The organism is Paracoccus fontiphilus, assembly GCF_017356265.1.
GTDB classification, from domain to species: domain Bacteria; phylum Pseudomonadota; class Alphaproteobacteria; order Rhodobacterales; family Rhodobacteraceae; genus Paracoccus; species Paracoccus fontiphilus.
This window is the reverse complement of record NZ_JAFNAW010000064.1, coordinates 18,424-35,591: the sequence shown is the minus strand read 5'-3', so window position 1 is coordinate 35,591 and position 17,168 is coordinate 18,424. Positions and strand designations below refer to the sequence as shown.

The 17,168-nt window shown below is 68.6% G+C and carries 22 protein-coding genes and 1 tRNA gene; 5 read left to right on the top strand and 18 right to left on the bottom strand.

Translation table 11 applies throughout. The features are described from left to right. From tsaB to J0F76_RS16890, 3 genes are all read right to left on the bottom strand, one after another. Positions 1-435, bottom strand: a 435-nt coding sequence (gene tsaB, locus J0F76_RS16900; RefSeq protein WP_207471252.1) for a tRNA (adenosine(37)-N6)-threonylcarbamoyltransferase complex dimerization subunit type 1 TsaB, incomplete at its 3' end; no start/stop codon positions are given. Beyond that, positions 428-985 (bottom strand): NifU family protein, encoded by a 558-nt coding sequence (locus J0F76_RS16895; protein WP_207471251.1) that lies wholly within the window; start codon positions 983-985, stop codon positions 428-430. The genes J0F76_RS16895 and tsaB, both read right to left, overlap by 8 nt. A gap of 63 nt (positions 986-1,048) precedes the next feature. Further along, the gene (locus tag J0F76_RS16890) at positions 1,049-1,504 is read right to left on the bottom strand and encodes a universal stress protein (protein ID WP_207471250.1); all 456 of its coding nucleotides are present in this window, start codon (positions 1,502-1,504) and stop codon (positions 1,049-1,051) included. Between the two features lie 151 nt (positions 1,505-1,655). Between J0F76_RS16890 and J0F76_RS16885 the strand changes: the two genes are divergently transcribed. After that, complete coding sequence (locus J0F76_RS16885) at positions 1,656-2,399, top strand: sugar transferase (protein WP_341351612.1); 744 nt, start codon at positions 1,656-1,658, stop codon at positions 2,397-2,399. Between the two features lie 13 nt (positions 2,400-2,412). On the opposite strand, the gene truA is transcribed toward J0F76_RS16885, so the two are convergent. The 9 genes from truA to tsaD all read right to left on the bottom strand — a co-directional run bounded on the left by truA (position 2,413) and on the right by tsaD (position 9,545). Continuing rightward, positions 2,413-3,192, bottom strand: coding sequence for a tRNA pseudouridine(38-40) synthase TruA (gene truA, locus J0F76_RS16880; RefSeq protein WP_207471249.1), 780 nt, complete (start codon positions 3,190-3,192; stop codon positions 2,413-2,415). Between the two features lie 6 nt (positions 3,193-3,198). Continuing rightward, complete coding sequence (locus J0F76_RS16875; RefSeq protein ID WP_207471248.1) at positions 3,199-4,155, bottom strand: 5-bromo-4-chloroindolyl phosphate hydrolysis family protein; 957 nt, start codon at positions 4,153-4,155, stop codon at positions 3,199-3,201. 157 nt (positions 4,156-4,312) lie between these two features. Further along, a complete protein-coding gene (lpxK, locus tag J0F76_RS16870) occupies positions 4,313-5,299 on the bottom strand; it encodes a tetraacyldisaccharide 4'-kinase (protein WP_207471247.1) in 987 nt (328 codons plus the stop codon). After that, entirely contained in the window at positions 5,296-6,459 is a 1,164-nt protein-coding gene (locus tag J0F76_RS16865) for a 3-deoxy-D-manno-octulosonic acid transferase (protein ID WP_207471246.1), read from the bottom strand. Before J0F76_RS16865 ends, lpxK begins: the two co-directional genes overlap by 4 nt. 20 nt (positions 6,460-6,479) lie before the next feature. Next, a complete protein-coding gene (locus J0F76_RS16860; protein ID WP_207471243.1) occupies positions 6,480-6,731 on the bottom strand; it encodes a DUF4170 domain-containing protein in 252 nt (83 codons plus the stop codon). Between the two features lie 118 nt (positions 6,732-6,849). Beyond that, complete coding sequence (locus J0F76_RS16855; protein WP_207471258.1) at positions 6,850-7,263, bottom strand: EVE domain-containing protein; 414 nt, start codon at positions 7,261-7,263, stop codon at positions 6,850-6,852. Continuing rightward, positions 7,263-7,535, bottom strand: coding sequence for a YciI family protein (locus J0F76_RS16850; RefSeq protein WP_207471242.1), 273 nt, complete (start codon positions 7,533-7,535; stop codon positions 7,263-7,265). The genes J0F76_RS16855 and J0F76_RS16850 overlap by 1 nt, the downstream gene beginning before the upstream one ends. A 1-nt stretch (position 7,536) precedes the next feature. Next, positions 7,537-8,478 (bottom strand): NAD(P)H-dependent glycerol-3-phosphate dehydrogenase, encoded by a 942-nt coding sequence (locus J0F76_RS16845; protein ID WP_207471241.1) that lies wholly within the window; start codon positions 8,476-8,478, stop codon positions 7,537-7,539. After that, positions 8,475-9,545, bottom strand: coding sequence for a tRNA (adenosine(37)-N6)-threonylcarbamoyltransferase complex transferase subunit TsaD (gene tsaD / locus J0F76_RS16840; protein WP_207471240.1), 1,071 nt, complete (start codon positions 9,543-9,545; stop codon positions 8,475-8,477). The genes J0F76_RS16845 and tsaD overlap by 4 nt, the downstream gene beginning before the upstream one ends. 66 nt (positions 9,546-9,611) lie before the next feature. Here tsaD and J0F76_RS16835 point away from each other — a divergent pair, with 66 nt between their 5' ends. From J0F76_RS16835 to J0F76_RS16820, 4 genes are all read left to right on the top strand, one after another. Continuing rightward, complete coding sequence (locus tag J0F76_RS16835) at positions 9,612-10,271, top strand: uroporphyrinogen-III synthase (protein WP_207471233.1); 660 nt, start codon at positions 9,612-9,614, stop codon at positions 10,269-10,271. 91 nt (positions 10,272-10,362) lie between these two features. Then, the gene (locus J0F76_RS16830; protein ID WP_207471231.1) at positions 10,363-11,688 is read left to right on the top strand and encodes a COG4223 family protein; all 1,326 of its coding nucleotides are present in this window, start codon (positions 10,363-10,365) and stop codon (positions 11,686-11,688) included. A 10-nt stretch (positions 11,689-11,698) separates the two neighbouring features. Continuing rightward, a complete protein-coding gene (locus tag J0F76_RS16825; protein WP_207471229.1) occupies positions 11,699-13,420 on the top strand; it encodes a heme biosynthesis protein HemY in 1,722 nt (573 codons plus the stop codon). 75 nt (positions 13,421-13,495) lie between these two features. Then, positions 13,496-13,571 (top strand) — tRNA-Thr (locus tag J0F76_RS16820). Positions 13,572-13,671: 100 nt separating this feature from the next. Here the strand turns inward: J0F76_RS16820 and J0F76_RS16815 are convergent. From J0F76_RS16815 to J0F76_RS16790, 6 genes are read right to left on the bottom strand one after another with little or no spacing between them, the layout of a single operon-like run. After that, complete coding sequence (locus tag J0F76_RS16815; RefSeq protein ID WP_207471227.1) at positions 13,672-14,046, bottom strand: hypothetical protein; 375 nt, start codon at positions 14,044-14,046, stop codon at positions 13,672-13,674. Then, positions 14,039-14,389 (bottom strand): hypothetical protein, encoded by a 351-nt coding sequence (locus J0F76_RS16810; protein WP_207471226.1) that lies wholly within the window; start codon positions 14,387-14,389, stop codon positions 14,039-14,041. The genes J0F76_RS16815 and J0F76_RS16810 overlap by 8 nt, the downstream gene beginning before the upstream one ends. Next, positions 14,379-15,023 (bottom strand): hypothetical protein, encoded by a 645-nt coding sequence (locus J0F76_RS16805; protein WP_207471224.1) that lies wholly within the window; start codon positions 15,021-15,023, stop codon positions 14,379-14,381. Before J0F76_RS16805 ends, J0F76_RS16810 begins: the two co-directional genes overlap by 11 nt. After that, a complete protein-coding gene (locus J0F76_RS16800) occupies positions 15,016-15,582 on the bottom strand; it encodes a hypothetical protein (protein WP_207471223.1) in 567 nt (188 codons plus the stop codon). The genes J0F76_RS16805 and J0F76_RS16800 overlap by 8 nt, the downstream gene beginning before the upstream one ends. A gap of 8 nt (positions 15,583-15,590) precedes the next feature. Next, positions 15,591-15,893: a hypothetical protein gene (locus tag J0F76_RS16795; protein WP_207471222.1), complete on the bottom strand. Its 303-nt coding sequence runs from the start codon at positions 15,891-15,893 to the stop codon at positions 15,591-15,593. Positions 15,894-15,904: 11 nt separating this feature from the next. Then, positions 15,905-16,720 carry a hypothetical protein gene (locus J0F76_RS16790; protein ID WP_207471221.1) on the bottom strand — a complete coding sequence of 272 codons (816 nt, stop codon included), beginning with the start codon at positions 16,718-16,720 and terminating at the stop codon, positions 15,905-15,907. Positions 16,721-17,168: the final 448 nt, after the last annotated feature.

The window sequence follows — 17,168 nt, the reverse complement described above, 5'->3', positions numbered from 1 at the left end:
GGGCGGCAGCGAACCGGCCGCAGCTTGCTGCGGACGGCGCCCCTCGCCCTCGGCGCCGAAGTCCTGCCAGACGACCTGGTCGGCCCGCAGGGGCAGCACGACGCGGCAGGGCCGGGGCAGGCCAAGCGCCGCGGCCTCGGTCGCGGTGACGCCCACGGCAGGGATGCCAAGCGACAGCGCCAGCCCGCGCGCCGCCGCGACCGCGATGCGGATGCCCGTGAAGTTGCCCGGTCCGATGCCGACGCCGATCACATGAAGATCGCGCCAGGTCAGGCCGGCTTCGGACAGCAGGTCCTCCAACAGGGGAAACAGCCGCTCGGCCTGGCCCTTCCCCATCTCCTCGTGCCGGTGCGCCAGAATGGCATCGCCCCGCAGCAAAGCGGCCGCGCAATGCGCGGCCGACGTGTCGAAGCCCAGCACGACCGGATCAGGCAACCGGACGAACCTCGACCACCTCGGGGATATAGTGGCGCAGCAGGTTCTCGATCCCCATCTTCAGCGTCAGGGTGGACGACGGGCAGCCCGCGCAGGCCCCCTGCATGTGCAGGTAGACGATCCCGCGGTCGAAGCCGTGGAAGGTGATGTCGCCGCCGTCCTGCGCCACCGCCGGGCGGACCCGCGTGTCCAGCAGTTCCTTGATCTGGCCGACGATGTCCGAATCCGGCCCGTCATGGCTTGCGTGGCCTGTGGTGTCGCGCTCGCCTTCGACCGCGGGCGCGCCGGACTGGAAATGCTCCATGATGGCGCCCAGGATCGAGGGCTTGAGGTGATCCCACGGCTGGTCGTCGGCCTTGGTGACGGTCACGAAGTCGCGGCCCAGGAAAACGCCGGTGACACCGCCCACGGCGAAGATGCGGCGGGCGAGGGGGGACTTGTCGGCGGTCTCGGCGGCGGGAAAGTCGGCCGTGCCCTTGTCCAGCACGGATTCGCCGGGAAGAAACTTCAACGTCGCGGGGTTCGGTGTGGTTTCGGTCTGGATGAACATTTTAGCCGGGCTCCTTTGGTGCGGATATGGCGACGGCAGGTCCGCGGGTCAAGCGGGGCGCCGTCAGGTGATGGCTTCCAGCCGCTCCTTGGAGATGTCCGCGGGCACGATGGTGATCGGGCAAGGCAGGGTCGCCGCCTCTCGCAGCAGGCGGGCCAGCAGCGGATTCTGCGCCGACTTGTCCGAATTGAGGCCGATGGCGACAATGCCCACCTCGGGGTCCTCGTTCAGGTAGGCCAGCAGCTGTTCGGCGGGGTCGCCTTCCCGGATGATCAGTTCCGGCTCGACCTTCGGCCGAGATTTCATCCACTTGGCGAAAACCTCGAAATGCGCCTCGATGCGTTCATAGGCTTCCGCGCGCATCACCTCGGCCACGCCGAAGCCGTGCTGGATCTCGTTGGGGGGGATGACCGCCAGCACCGTCACCGCGGCGCCGGAGTTCGACGCCCTCATGGCCGCGAAGCGCATCGCGTTCAGGCATTCCCGGCTGTCGTCCAGCATGACAAGAAACTTGCGCATCCATCGCCTTCGAATTGTCCGTGTCCCGCAGACAGTGGCGGCTTTGCCATGGTCGCGCAAGTCATTCGGCGGAATGCCGCTAGGCCAGTTTTCATGCTTCCGTCTATATGCTACCCGACGGAAAAGAACGAATTGTTGCAGGGCAGGCATCGTGACCATCCACCACGACTGGGACAAGGCCGGTTCGGCACGGCTTGCGGCGCCGAAGATGGCCTGGTTCGCGGTCGATGGACATGCCCCGATCTCCAATCCCGCGCCGCGCGGCAAGCGGCTGTTCGACGTCTCCCTTGCGCTGGTGCTTCTGGTTCCCCTGTCGATCCTCATGGGCGCGGTCGCCCTGATGACGCTGATCCGCCAAGGGCGGCCCATCTTCTATTCGGCCGAACGGATGCGCGCGCCCGGGCAGCCGTTCCGGCAGTGGAAGTTCCGCACCATGATCCCCGAGAACGAGGATTTCGGGGCCACCGGCGCGCACAAGCACTGGCGGATCACGCCTTGGGGCCACTTCCTGCGCCGCACGCGAATCGACGAGCTGCCGCAGCTGTTCAACATCCTGAAGGGCGACATGAGCTTTGTCGGCCCGCGCCCGCCCCTGCGCGAATATGTCGAGCGCTTTCCGGCGGTCTATTCGCAGGTGCTGAAAAGCCGCCCCGGCGTGACCGGCCTTGCCACCCTGATCTACCACCGCCACGAAGACCGCATTCTTGCCCGCTGCAAGAGCGCCGAGGCCACCGAGCTTGCCTATTACCGCCGCTGCCTGCCCGCGAAGCTGAAGATCGACCTGATCTACCAGCGCCACCGCGACCTTCGGCTGGACCTGTGGATCATGTGGAACACGGTCAAGATCGTGCTGGGCTACAAGGACGAACGGCCCCGCAGGCGGGGACGTTCCTAAATCCCGAACGGGCCTAGACCTCGAACGGGTCCAGCGCATATCCGACACCGCAAAGGTAAAGCCCATGCGGCGGGCAGACCGGCCCGCAGCGGGAACGGTCTCGGGCGACCAGGACCTGGGCCACGCGTCCGGGCTCCCATGACCCGGCGCCCACCCGTTCCAGCGTTCCGACGATTGACCTGACCTGATTGTGCAGGAAGGACCGCGCCCGAAGGTGGAAGCGGTATTCGCGGCCATGGGGGATGGCGATCTCCTCGATGCGGATCTCGTCCAGGGTCTTCACGGGGCTTGCAGACTGGCAGATCGAGGACCGGAAGGTCGTGAAATCGTGCAGCCCGACCAGATGCGCCGCCGCCTGCCGCATGGCCTCCGTGTCCAGCCCGTTCAGCACCTGCCAGACCAGGCCGCGATCATGGGTCGCGGGCGCGCGCCGGGCCTGCAGGCGGAACAGGTAACGCCGCTCGGTCGCGGAAAAACGCGCGTGGAAGTCGTCGGGCACGCGGGCGGCGGCCAGGATGGCGACGGGCGCGGGCTTCAGGTGGAAGTTCAGCGCCTCGGCCAGGCGGAACGGGTCCCAGTCGCGCGCCAGATCCGCATGGGCGACCTGCGCGGTCGCATGGACCCCGGCATCCGTCCGGCCCGCCGCGGCGATCCGTGCGCCCGATGCAAAGCCCCCGTCCAGGCGGGCCAGCGCCGCCTCGACCGCGCCCTGCACCGAAGGCTGGTCGGCCTGCGCCTGCCAGCCGGCAAAGGGACGCCCGTCATATTCGATCTTCAAGGCAAAACGCGGCATCGGCGGTCAGCGGGCCTTGTCGCGGTCGGGGGTCAGCAGCCCGTCCAGGAAGCGGGCCGTTTCCGTCCGCGGCGCGTCCAGTTGCGCGGGTTCGCTGGCCCGCACGCCTTCGCGGGCAAGGCGCTCTCGCAGAACCGAGATCTCGATGTCGAGATCGGTCTTGTCGCCTTCCAGCATCCGGCGGGACTTGGCGCTGAAGTCCTTTTCCAGGTCGTCCAGGAACGTCTCGTAGGAGGCCCGCGTCGCCGGATCGTTCGTGCGGCGGTAAAGGTCGGCGAACTTGATCGTCGCGTCGCGCGCGCCCGTCAGATAAACGCCCATGTAGCGCCGCGCCGCCGACAGGTCGCCCGGATTGCTGCGCACGCGGTCGAACAGATCCTCGACCGTCGCGGCGAAGCGGTCCACGCGGCTTTCCAGCCAGCGGTCGCCGGTGCGCAGAATGGCGTCGCGCATCTGGGCCAGGTGGCCCTCGGCGTCCTCGATCATCTTCCGGGCGCGTTCGCCCTGGAAGTCGTCGACCCCCGCCATGCCCTTGTCCCGCATCGGATCGGCGCCGAAGGCCAGCCAGTGCAGCACCATGCCCGTCGCGCCGATCAGCCCGGCCCCGGCCAGGCTGCCGGGTTCGGCTGCGCCAAGACCCAGGCCCAGGCCGGTCAGCACGCTGCCGAACAGCTTGCGCGGGATCGCCGGGCGGCGGGCGACGCGGCGGACCTGGTAGGCGGCCTCGGCGGCCAGCCCCTCGGTCGTCATCCACATGGCGCTGGCGATCACGCCAAAGGCGGCCAGGTTGCCCGCCATGCCCGCGGCGTCCTGGAAAAAGGCGCTGAACAGGAAGGGGATCGCCGCCAGAGTGACGTATTTAGGGCGCGAGGCCAGCCGGTGCCGGATCGGCGCCGACGGAACCGGGTTCACGTTGCCGTTTCGCGGATCGGGCGAAAACCGCCCGCCATAGCGTTTCGCCATGTCCTCAGCCCGCCCCGAAGGACGCATAAAGCGTCACCAGAACCAGCAGATAGAAGCTGAGCCGCTGAATGGCCTTCTGCGACATTCCCGTCCTTTCCTAGCGGGCCGGATCGACCCCTTTGACCCTATATCGGGTGTGTGAGCGCGATTGCAAAGATCAGGGACGCGGAAACAACCGGTCCAGGGCGCGGTCCAGCGAACCGGGATCGTCAAGGGCCAGGCGCACGGGCAGGGTCATCACCTTGGGCCGGAAGGACCGGGGCAGGCGGGCCGCGTCCTTTTCGGTGGTGACAAGCTGTGCACCCACCAGCCGCGCCTCGGTTTCCAGCCGGGTCAGAAGCGCCGGGGTGAAGGGCTGGTGATCCTCCAGCGCCTCGGCCCGGACCAACTCGGCACCAAGCCCGGCAAGGGTGGCGAAGAACTTTTCGGGATGACCGATGCCTGCGAAGGCCAGCACGCGATGGTCCTGCCAGTCCATGCCCATCCGCAAGGGCGCCAGGACCCCCCGCAGATGCGCCGGGGCCTCGGGCGGGGCGGCAAAGCGGGCCTGCGCCTCGGGCGGCCCGACGGAAAGCAGCAGGTCCGTGCGGGCAAGGCCGGCCGCCACGGGTTCGCGCAAGGGTCCGGCGGGGATGCACAAGCCGTTGCCGAAGCCCTTGGCGGCATCGACGACGACCACCGACAGGTCATGGGCAAGCGCCGGGTCCTGGAAGCCGTCGTCCAGGATAATCGCCCCGGCGCCACCGGCGACCGCCGCCCGCGCGCCGGCCAGCCGGTCCTTGGACACCCAGACCGGCCCGAAGGCCGCCATCAGCAGCGGCTCGTCCCCGGTCAGGGCGGCATCGTGGCGTGCTTCCTCGACCCGCAGGGGACCGTCGGCGCTGCCGCCATAGCCGCGCGACACGACATGGGCCGCGATGCCGCGCGCTTGCAGAACCTGTTGCAGGTGGATCACCGTGGGCGTCTTGCCGGTCCCCCCGGCATTGAGGTTGCCCACGCAGATCACCGGCACGCCGACCCGCGTCCGTGGGCCCTTCGCCAAACGTCGGGCCGTCGCGCGGGCATAGGCCGCGCCCAGGGGCGACAACAGGCGCGCCGCCAGCGTCGGCGGGCGCAGGTACCAGAAGGCGGGGGCGCGTTTCATGAACGGTCCTTTGCGATGGCATCCAGGACAGGCGCGCAGATGCGCATGGTCACGTCGGCGCCGCCGGTGCTGACGGTCCAGGCGTTGCTGGCCAGCGTGGCGATCAGGTCGGGCTGCGACAGTTCGGCGATGGCCGCGGCCAGTTCGTCGGGGCCGCCGACCTGGCGCGCGGCGCCCGCGCCGCCAAGCTGCTGCCATTCGGTGGCGAAGCGTTCCGTATGCGGGCCATGGACGATGGCCGAGCCCAGGGCCGCGGGTTCGAACGGGTGGCGGGCAGCCTCGTCGTCGCCGCCCAGGGTCCCGCCCAGATAGGTGACGGGCGCAAGGCGGTACCACAGCCCCATCTCGGTCGCGCCGTCCGTCAGCATGACATGGACGTCGTCAGTCGGGTCCTCGTCCAGGGAGCGGCGCGCAACGACCAGGCCGCTGGCCTCGATCTCGTCGGCCAGGGGCTCGATGCGGGCCGGGTCGCGGGGCGCGAGGAACAGCAGCGCGCGATGCGACTGCGCCAGGGCCGCGTGATGGGCGTTCAGCACGGCGCCTTCCTCGTCCGGGGGGACGGCCGCCGCCAGCCAGGCGTGGCGCCCCCGCAGAAGCTGGGCCATGATGCTGCGCTCGGCCTCGGAACAGGGAAGGGGGTCGCGGATCTCGGCCACGGGGCCGGTCATCGTGACCCGCCCGCGATCGGCGCCCATGCGCAGCGCGGTGGCCTGGCTGGCAGGATCGGTCACCAGCACGGCGCGCATCTGGCGCAGCAATTCGCGGCGGGACAGCGCGCGAAGGGTCCAGGCCGCATCCTCGGGGGCAAGGCGCGCCTCGGCCAGGATGACCGGCACGTCGCAGCGGCCTGCGGCGGTGATCAGGGCCGGCGGCAGGTCCGAACCGAGAAGCAGCAGCGCGGCAGGACCGGCCTGCATCAGCGTCTCTGCATGCGGCAGGGCGGGGTCGGCCAGTTCCAGGATGCGCAGGTCGGACCGGGCCCGCATCAGGCGGCGCTGCACCTGCGTGAAGGCCGCGCGCCCGTCGGGCGACACATGCACCAGCAGCAGCGGGCCGCTGCCCTGGGGGACATCGGGGACGGGCGCGGTTTCCCGATCCGCCGCGCGACGGTTCTGCAGCCAGAGGCTGATCCGCCCGATGCCCATCCCGACCCCGGCCATTCCCTGCGGCGCCGGGCGGGTCAGCCCTTGACGCCAAGCTCCTCGGTCGGGCTGGCGGCGGCTTCCTCGTCGCGCAGGCGGTGCAGGTGGGCGATGAAGTACCGGGTATGGGCGCTGTCCACCGTCCGCTGCGCCTCGGCCTTCCAGGCGTCATAGGCGGCCTGGTAGTTCGGGAAGATGCCGACGATGTGGATGTTGTCGGTGTCGCGGAACTGGGTGCCCTGCGGGTCGGTCAGTTCGCCGCCGAAGACAAGGTGCAGGCGCTGGGTCATGGGTGTGTCCTGTGGTTGTGCCGCCCGGACCTTAATGCGGCGGTGCGGCGGAATGAAGCGGCAAGCCGGGGGCCAGCCCCCGGGCCCCCGGGATATTTGGACCAAGATGAAAGAGCGGTCATGATCCCGCCAGTTTCAGGATCGCGGCCCATTCGGCATCCGTCACGGGCTGCACCGACAGGCGAGAGTTGTTGACCAGCACCATGTCCTTCAATGCCGGTTCCCCCCTGGCCTGTTCCAGGGTGACGGGGCGGGGCAGGGATTCCACGGCCTTCAGGTCCACGCATTCCCACTTCGGATCGGCGGAGGTGCTGTCGGGATGGGCCTCGGCGATCACCTGGACGATGCCCACGGCCTCCTTGCCGATGTTGGAATGGTAGAACAGGCCCAGGTCGCCCACTTTCATGGCCCGCATGAAGTTGCGCGCCTGGTAGTTGCGCACCCCGTTCCATTCCTCGCCCGTCTCGCCCTTGGCGACCAGGTCGTCCCAACTGAAGACGTCGGGTTCGGACTTGAACAGCCAGAAGGCCATCAGCCGATCACCTTCTTCCATTCGGTGATCTCGACCGAATCGAACAGCCCGGCCAGGCCATAGGGGTCGCTTGCGGCCCAGGCTTTGGCCGCATCCAGGCTGTCGGCCTCCAGCACCAGAAGCGAGCCGCGCATCTCGCCCCCGGACAGCATCGGGCCGCCGAACAGCACGACGCCGGTGTCGCGGACATAGGCCAGGTGGGCTTCGCGGTTGGCCATGCGGGTTTCCAGCGCGCCGGGCTTGTCGCGGCAGATCAGGGCGAACAGGGGCATCTCATTCCTCTTTCAGGGGGCGGGTCATCAGCATCTCTGCCGCGTTGTCGACCGAAACCCGGCCTTCGGCAAGGGCGGCGACCATGGCGGCGACGGGCATGTCGCAGCCCAGCCGGCGGGACAGGGCCGCGACGGCGCGGGCGGTGGCGGCGCCTTCCACAGTGGTGGCGCTGTCGAAGGGCTGCTCGCTGCCCAGAGCCTGGCCATAGCGGAAGTTGCGCGACTGGGCCGAGGTGCAGGTCAGCGTCAGATCGCCCAGGCCTGACAGGCCGGTCAGCGTTTCGGGGCGTGCCCCCAGGCGGGCGGCAAGGCGGGTCATCTCGGCAAAGCCGCGGGTGACGATCGCGGCGCGCGCGCTGTCGCCCAGGCCCGCGCCGATCACGACGCCCGCCGCGATGGCGATGACGTTCTTCAGCGCGCCGCCCAGTTCGGCGCCCGTCACGTCGGTGGTCCGGTAAAGCCGCAGGACAGGAGTGGACAGCGTGTGCTGCAACGCCTTGCCCGCATCGCCGTCCGCACAGGCCAGGGTCAGCGCGGTGGGCAGCCCGCGCGCGATGTCGGCGGCAAAGGAGGGGCCGGTCAGGACCGCGACCGTGGCCTGCGGGCAGGCGTCGGCCAGCAGCGCGGAGGGGCCGGTCAGCTTGGACAGGTCGATGCCCTTGGCCGTGCTGACCAGGCGCTTGCCGTCCAGCAGCACCGCATGACCGGCCAGAAAGCCGCCCAAGGCCTGCGCCGGCAGGGCCAGCAGCAGCGTATTGGCCCGCGCGGCGTCCCCCAGGTCGTCCGTCACATGGATTGCATCCGGCAGCGTCACGCCCGGCAGGCGCGGGTTGTCGCGACCCCAGCTTGTGTCGCGCGCCCATAGGGTCACCGGGCCCCTTGCAGCCAGGGCCACGGCAAGCGCCGTGCCGAAAGCGCCCGCGCCCAGGATCGCGATGCTCATGCCTTGGCCCCCTTCTTGCCGCCGCCCAGCATCGGCGCGGCGCTGTGGTCCAGCGGCCAGCGGGGACGGGCGGCCAGATCCATGCCGTCGCGATGGCCAAGGGCGAACCGCTCGGCTCCGGCCCAGGCGATCATGGCGCCGTTGTCGGTGCACAGCGCCAGCGGCGGGGCCAGAAAGCGCGCGCCTGCATCCCGCGCCACCTGTTCCAGGGCGGTGCGGATCGCGCGGTTGGCGGCGACGCCGCCCGCGACGGCCAGGACAGGGGCGGGGCTTGCGGCAAGGGCGCGGCGGGATTTCTCGGCCAGGACATCGGCCACGGCGGCCTGGAAGGCGGCGCAGAGATCGGCCCGATCCGCCTGGCGCAGCCCGCCCTGGTCCGCGATCAACCCGTCGCGCAGCCGCAGGGCAGCGGTCTTGAGGCCGGAAAACGACAGGTCGCATCCGGGCCGGTCCAGCAAGGGGCGGGGCAGGGCAAAGCGGTCGGGATCGCCGCCCGCCGCCTCGGCCTCGACCGAGGGGCCGCCGGGCTGGGGCAGGGCCAGAAGCTTGGCCAGCTTGTCGAAAGCCTCGCCGGGGGCGTCGTCGATCGTGCCGCCAAGGCGGGTGAAATCCTCGGGGCCGTCCACGCGGAGGAACTGGCAATGGCCGCCGGACACCAGCAGCATCAGGTAGGAAAAGCCGATCCCGTCCGTCAGGCGCGGCGTCAGCGCGTGGCCCGCCAGGTGGTTCACGCCGACCAGCGGCAGGCCCGCCCCGGCGGCGATGCCCTTGGCGCACATCACGCCCGCCATGACCCCGCCGATCAGGCCGGGTCCGGCGGTCACGGCCACGGCGGTGACATCGCGCAATGCGATCCCCGCCTGCGACAGGGCCTGTTCGACGACCAGATCCAGCCGTTCCGCATGGGCGCGCGCCGCGATTTCCGGCACCACGCCGCCGAAGTCGGCATGGAGCGCGGTCTGGCTGCTGACGACCGAGGCGAGAATCCGCCGGTCGCCCGTCACCAGCGCGGCGGCGGTGTCGTCGCAACTGCTTTCGATGCCAAGGAAAATCTGCTGGTCGTCCATGCTCTTGCCGGGCGGGGGAATGGCGCTTACGCCTGTAGGCCCTAGCATCGACGACAGGGGATGCCAATGTCCAGCGCCACGCCCGCCCTGCTGCTGACCCGCCCGCTGGCGGATTCACGTCGCTTCGCGGCGATGCTGCCGGACTGGCACGCGGTGTTGTCCCCGATCCTGCGGATCGTGGCGGTGGATCATGATGGCAGGCAGCTGCGCGATGCGCCGGGGCTGGTGTTCACCTCGGCCCACGCGGTGGGATCGGCCGGGCCCGGCCGCGGCCGGCTGGCGCTTTGCGTCGGCGGGCATACCGCGCGGGTCGCACGGGCGGCAGGCTTCGACGTGCGCGAGGGGAACGGCTTTGCCGAAGGGCTGCTGCCGATGATCGAGGCCGCAGGTGTGCCGCTGGTCCACCCCCATGGGCGCCATCTGGCCCGCGTGCTGCCGGTGCCGGGGGTGGTGGTCTATGATCAGCAGGCGGTGCCGCTGACCCTTGAGGCGCAGGCGTTGCTGGCAGGCGGTGCGCCGGTCGTCCTGCCGCTGTTTTCCCCCCGGAGCGCGCGGCTGGTCGCCGATGCCGCCCATGGCGCGCGTGCGCCCTTGTGGCTTGTCGCGATCAGCGATGCGGCGATGGCGGCGTGGCAGGGACCGGCCGCGGGCCGCCGCGTCGCCGATTCCCCTGATGCCGCTGCCATGGCCGCCGCGATCCGCGGCCTTTCCCTTGCGGAACAATGATGCGCAGGGCGGGTTGAGAAGCGGCCCCCGGCTGATTAGTCTACGGGCCAAAGCGCGGCGGGGATTGCCGCCGCGAGGACGGGGACAAGACGTGAAAAAGCCAGACAAGACCTCTAGCGCAGGCAAAGCCGAAAGCTCGCGGGAACAGACGCCCCTGATGCTGAAAAAGGAACCCGCCGATCCGGGCGTGATCGCCTCGACCGACGCGGGGGAAGGAACCGGCGCGGCGGCCGCGACCGAAGCCGAGATCAAGCCCATCGATTCGACGCTGCTGGGCGACGCCGCGGGGCAGCATCCCGCCGCCGAACGGAAGACTGATGCCGGGACAAGGGACACCGGGCCGAAGGGCGCCCCCGGGGATGCCGCGCCCGAGGCCATCCTGCGCGACACGCCTGCGTCGGGCCCCGCGCCGGTGCAGAACGTCACCGTCCGCAAGACCGGCTTCTGGCCCGTGGTCCTGGGGGGCGTCGTCGCCGCCGGGCTGGGGTCCGCCGCCACCATCTGGGCCTTGCCGCACCTGCCCCAGGGCTGGCTGCCCCCCCAGCCCGCCGAGACGCCGCAGGCCGCTCAGGTCGATGCCGACGCGATCCGGGCCGAGGCCGTCAGCGCCGCGGAAGCCGCCACGGCCGAGCGGATCGAGGCCCTGCGGGCCGAGCTTGCCGCCGCGCCGGACCAGCCGCAGGCCCCGGCGGGCGCCTCGCCCGAGGAGTTGGCCGCCTTGCGCCAGCAGGTGGAACAGCAGGCGGCCCGGATCGAGGAACTGACGGCGCGTCCCCAGATCGACCCCGAACTGGCCGCGCGCGTGCAGACGCTGGCCGATCAGGCGGGCACGCTGGAACAGCAGATCCAGACCGCAGCCCAGGCCGCGCAAGCCCAGATCAACGCCGCCCAGGCCGAGGCCCAGCAGTTGCAGGAAGCCGCGGCCCAGACCACCCGCCGGGCCGAAGCCGTGGCCGCCGTCGCCGCGCTGCAGACCGCGCTGGATCGCGGCGTGACCCCCGACGAGGCCCGCCAGACGCTGGAAGGCGCGGGCCTCGAGGCGCCCGAGGCCCTGACCCGCGAGGTTCCCAGCCTGGACAGCCTGCAGGCCGGCTTCCCCGAGGCCGCGCGCGCCGCCCTGCGGACCTCGCTGCGCGAGGAAAGCGCGGCCGGGAACGGCAGCCTGTTCACCAACTTCATCCGCGCCCAGACCGGCGCCCGTTCCGTCGAGGCGCGAGAAGGCAGCGATCCCGACGCGATCCTGTCGCGCGCCAACGAGGCTGTCGAGGCTGGCCGCATCGCGGATGCCGTGGCCGAGATCGAGGCGCTGCCGGAACCGGGCAAGACCGCCCCCGCCATGGCCGAGTGGCTGACGGGCGCCACGGCCTATCGCGATGCGCAGGCGGCCCTGTCCGACCTGTCCGCCCCTTCAAACTGAGGTCCGGGCAATGCTGCTGTCCCTGCTGAAAATCCTGTTCTTCTTTGCTGTCGTCCTGGTTGTCTCGCTGGGGGCGGTTCATTTGTCCGAAACCGGGCAGATGCTGCGCGTGGAATATGCCGGCACGGAATACGTGCTGACCCCCGTCAAGGCGGTCGTGGCGCTTCTGGTGCTGATGGTGCTGGCCTGGCTGGTCTTCAAGGCGCTGGGCCTGGCGCTGGCCTTTCTGCGTTTCCTGGCCGGGGACGAGACCGCCATCAACCGCTATTTCGCCCGCTCGCGCGAGCGCAAGGGCTATGCGGCCCTGGGCGAGGGGATGCTGGCCGTCGCCTCGGGCGAGGGGAGGCTGGCCCAGGACAAGGCCGCCAAGGCCGAGAAATACCTGCAGATGCCGCATGTCACCAACCTCTTGTCCGCCCAGGCGGCCGAGGTGGCGGGTGACAAGGCCCGCGCGGGTCAGGTGTATCGCACGCTTCTGGAGGACGACCGCACCCGCTTTGTCGGCATCCGGGGCCTGATGCGCCAGAAGATGGACGAAGGCGACACCGCGACCGCCCTGCTGCTGGCGCAAAAGGCCTATGCCCTTAAGCCCAAGCACCGCGAGTTGCAGGACACGCTTCTGGATCTGGAGATGCGCCAGAATGACTGGAAGGGCGCGCGGCAATTGCTGAAGGACAAGCGCCGCCAGGGCGACCTGCCCAAGGATGTCCATATCCGCCGCGACGCCGTTCTGGCCCTGCAGGAAGCCAGCGAGGTTCTGGCCCAGGGCAATTCGATCAGCGCGCGCGAAGCCGCGATTTCCGCCAACAAGGCCTCGCCCGACCTGATCCCGGCTGCGGTGCTGGCGGCGCGCAGCTATGTCGCGCAGAAGGATTACCGGAACGCGTCCCGCGTTCTGGAAAAGACCTGGTCGGTGCGCCCGCATCCCGATGTCGCGGCGGCCTACGCCGAGATCGTTCCCGACGAGACGCCGTCGGCCCGCCTGACCCGGTTCGAGCGGCTGATCGCCAAGAACCCCAACGACGAGGAATCGCGCCTTCTCAAGGCCGAACTGCTGCTGGCGGCCGAGGATTTCCCCGGCGCCCGCCGCGCGCTTGGCGATCTGGCCGAAAAGCACCCGACCGTGCGGACCCTGTCGATCATGGCCGCGGTGGAACGGGGCGAGGGCGCGGACGACAGCGTCGTGCGCGGCTATCTGGCGCGCGCGCTGACTGCCTCTCGCGGGCCGCAATGGGTGTGCGACAAGTGCCACAACGTGATGTCGGACTGGGCGCCCACCTGCGACAGCTGCGGCGGCTTCGACACGCTGACCTGGCGCGAGCCCGAACTGCGGAACTCGGGCGTGACGACCACCAAGGGGGCCGAGATGCTGCCGCTGCTGGTCGGCGGGCCCCGGCACGCGCCCGCCACGTCGCAATCCGAGGTCGTCGCCGAGCCCGTGGTCGAGGAAACCGTGACCGACATGCCGCCGCCCGAGAAGCCGAAGCCCCGCCGGGTCGAGGTTGCCGACGTGGCCCCCGGCATGGTGCCGCGCGAAAGCGACTATGTCGCGGTCGAGCCCGCCCGCACGATCACCACGCCGGAACCGGCGCCCGCCCGAGTGGAACCGCAGCCGCAGCCGGTCGTCTTTCCCGCCGATGCGCCCCGGCCCGCCGATGAGCCGGTCCTGGTTCGTCCCGACGTCGTTCCGCCCGAGGAAGCCGAGTGGACCGAGGGCAAGTCCCGTCCCTAGGCAAAAGGGGCGCAAAAAAACATCGCGCCCCCTTTTCCCCCGCGACCGAACCTGCTATCCGGCGCGTCACCAGATGCCGGTGTAGCTCAGCTGGTAGAGCACGTCATTCGTAATGATGGGGTCGGGGGTTCGAGTCCCTTCACCGGCACCACTAAATCACAAATAAGTTCAGTGAGTTAGTGGCGCTGCCGCCGAGGCGGAGTGCAACAGTTCCCTTTTTGGGGTAACGTTTGGGGTAACAATCCGCCGCGTTACCGTATGATACGGTGAGAATCGCCCTGTGACGCCAATGCATCAGTCTTCTGAATTGTGATCCGCCGGTAGCCTTCGCCCCGACCGACATTCTCGATCGCCAGCCCAGCGCCCGCCAGCCGGGTCCGCATCAGCGAAAGCTTTTCCTTGAAGGTCGCATACTGCCGGGAATGATCAGGCGGGTTGTCCTCGTCCTCATAGATAGCCCGCAGGATCGAATCAGTCGGTACGGCGTGCCCGTTCCCAGCGCTCACGGCGCGAAGGATCGCCCCTTGGGCGGGCGTCAGGTCCAGCGCCAAGGCCAGCAGATCAGCGGACAAAGAGCCTTGCACCGGGCGCGAACAGCACGGGCAGTGGATCGGATCGTCAAACATAAGCACCTCCATTCGTAAACTTTATCATCCAGCCAGGACGCCGGCTTGCGCGCACTACGGCTAATCCGGTTCCAAGCAGCTTGTCGGCCAGTTCCGCGGCGCCCGCCCGCAAGTCCTGATACATCCTTGTGAGAGAGGGACCGCCTTCGGCATCCCAGCAATACAGTTCATCAAAGATGGCTTCTGCCTCGACCGGGCGCCCACCGCCGGCCCAGACGGCGCGCAGAACGCTTTCGGCCTCCTCGGATAGATCGCGTTCGCGGATCAAATCCCAGATCATTGCGTCAAAGGCGGCGGGATCGGTTGGGCCCTGGCACATTGGGCATACGATTTCACCGGCCATAGCGCTTTCTGGCAATCTGGATTGCACGCTCAATTGCACGTGGATCATTGCCCATCCCAGTATTGACCAGGTATTCCGAAACGCGCCCTCCAGTCTTGGCGTCAAGATCGCGGACAAGCCTTTGCGCCAAACCTATGTCGCCAGCGCTGATCTGGTTTTCCTCGATCCAGCTTTCGGCGGTCGCGCGCATTTCGACCAGGCGGTCATCGCTGACAGGCATCCCCGGCATGAGCGAGTTGCCAAGGGCCTCATGCGCCAGACCCATCACCTCCTGGGTGTCTTCGGCGGTCATCCCGCTCTGCCGGAAATCCTTGGCCAGGGAGGCACTGACCCCACGCATCTCCTCTGCGGCTGCGGGATTGCCGTCAGCCTGAAGACTGTCGGCCCACGGGTCTAGCGTGGCCGCAACGGAAGCTGCGGCGTCGATGCTGCCTTCGGTCGGAAATGCGGCGCTTGTCGGATCCTTGTCACCGGCAAGCGTGGCAGGTGCGGGGCTGGCCTTGGAGCCGCCAAACAGAATAGCGGCGGCGTCCGATCGGGCCTGCTCGGCTTCATGGCGTTGGGCCTGAAACCACTCCGGGGCTTGCGACGGCGCATCGGAGGGGAACAGCATGGACAGGTCAGGATCAGACATTGTTGCTTTCCTTGATCAGTTCGCGCCAGCCGGCGCGGGCGAAATCCTCGACACCGCGTGCAGGCGTATTCGTCTTGATGGCGCCCTTTGCGTTCCGGGTGATGAGATCCACCGCGTGACCCGCAGCGCCGCGCTGGCCGATGCGCGTGCCGTTTAGGATGCCACCTGTCCGGTTGGCGGCGGCGCGGGCGCTGGCCTCGGCTTCGGCGAGATCGGCCAGGACATCTGTCATCTGCGCCACCAAGGCGTCGGCTCGACGGGCGGCTTCCAGCAGGCGGGTGACATGCTCACGGGCTTCCTGCCGGTCGGCTGCACGGCGTTCGGCCTGTGCCGTGTCATCCTGCGCGGCTGCACGGGCTTCTGCGGCTCGCCGGGCCTGCGTGAGAATAAAGCGATCGCCGCGCATCGCCTCGATTTCCGCATTGATGCTGGCAAGGCGCGCCGCGGCTGTGGCGTCACCTTCGGTTGCTGCCAGCGCAATCTGCTGGGCCTCATGTTCCAGGTTGGCAATCGCGGCATCGCAGGCGCCGATCTGCGCATCAATGGCGGCAGGGGTCATCATCGTAGTCATGCGGCACCGCCTTCCTGGGCGATCAGGTCCCCGTATGCGCGCACCACGATCGAGGCGAGGGGCGTGCCGTCGAGTTCGCTTCCGCCAGTCAGCAGCGAGATCGCCAGCCCGCGAAGCTGGCTTGTGCCCATCAGGTGATCGCGAGACGGCAACCCGTTGGACCGGATCCCTTTGCGGATCGCGAGTTCAGCAGCCGCCAGGTCGGCCAGCAAGGGCCGCAGGGCGGCGGTGGCGGCATCGACCGCGCCCGCGGTTGCGATGAGTGCGGTCACATCCTGGGAAAGATCGTCAAGTGCCATGGGGGAACCTTTCAGCAATCACGGTTGGCAAGGAAGCCGAGGGGGTCGGCGGAATAAGGGTCGGTGTCGTAGCTGGATCGGCCTTCGTCTGCGAACGCCTGGCGTTCTCGCATGGACCAGTCGCCGATCGGCGCAGGCATGGCCGAGCGCGGAAGAACGGGGCGGTATGCGACCTGCGGCGCTTCCACCGCAGGCGCAGGCGCGGGACGGAGCGAAGGACCGGCAGAAGCCGCAGGGCGGCTGGGCGTCACATTAACGATGGGCCCAGCATGGGCGGCGTCCGTCATCGCGTCGAATACTTCCGCGACATCTTCCGCGAGCTTGCGGGCCTTTGCGCGAGCAAGACGGCTGGCAAGTCCTTCATCCGCCTGCACTGCCTTGGCGGTTTCTTCGACCTTCATGCGGAAGAGGTCGCGCTCGAAGGCGATCGTCTCGTCTGGGTCTAGAACTGCTGGACGCGGCTTGGCATGAATCAGCGGCAGGACTTTGCCATACGCTTCGACCGCCAGCCCGAAGTCCTCGCGTGCCTCGGCAGCCTTGGCAATGCGCACCAACGCAACCGCAGGATCAACGCCCTCGGCCTCGATCGCTTCACGCAATGCAGCGGTGCGGCGGTTTGGCGTCCCAGCCTGCCGTCCGCCCCTACGTTCACCTGGTGCTGATCCTTGTGCCATCGTGGCCCTGCTACTTGCCGCTTCTTTAGTGACGATAGCACAGCGCCGAATCTGGTCAAGTGTTTGATAAAGTTGTGAAAATTGCAACACTTTGCTGCGGAAATCACAACAGGCCCGCAGAGGCGCTGGGCTGCGCGTTGGCAGGCGTTTCATCAGGGCTGTGCTATGTGCCGCGTCGGGCCAGTGGTGCGGCTACTGCGTGAAAAAAGAACGGGTGCACAGGGTGCTATGGCGATAGGCCAGCAAATCAAGATTGACGGAATGCGTGACGTGTGCACGGATCACGGAAGCGTGGTTCGATTGCGTTTGGGGGATATATGCGGACGCTGACTTATGCGGCAAATATATTGCTGCTCATTGCTGCTGGTGTCTTACTCAACAGATATGGTGTCCCCAAAGGCGACGAAGCGTTCATTCCAGTGATGATGGTAGTTGCTCCTTGCCTGTCCATCTATTCTGCGTGGCGAAGTAGGCCAGCAAGAAAGCACGGAGAAGAAAGCACATTGGAACTGGCGCGGCAGGCCCTGCGCGCCAGGCTGCGAAAAGCAGCTACAGCAGACTGATCTGGCCTCGCGAGCATAGGCTACATTGTCTTGAACAG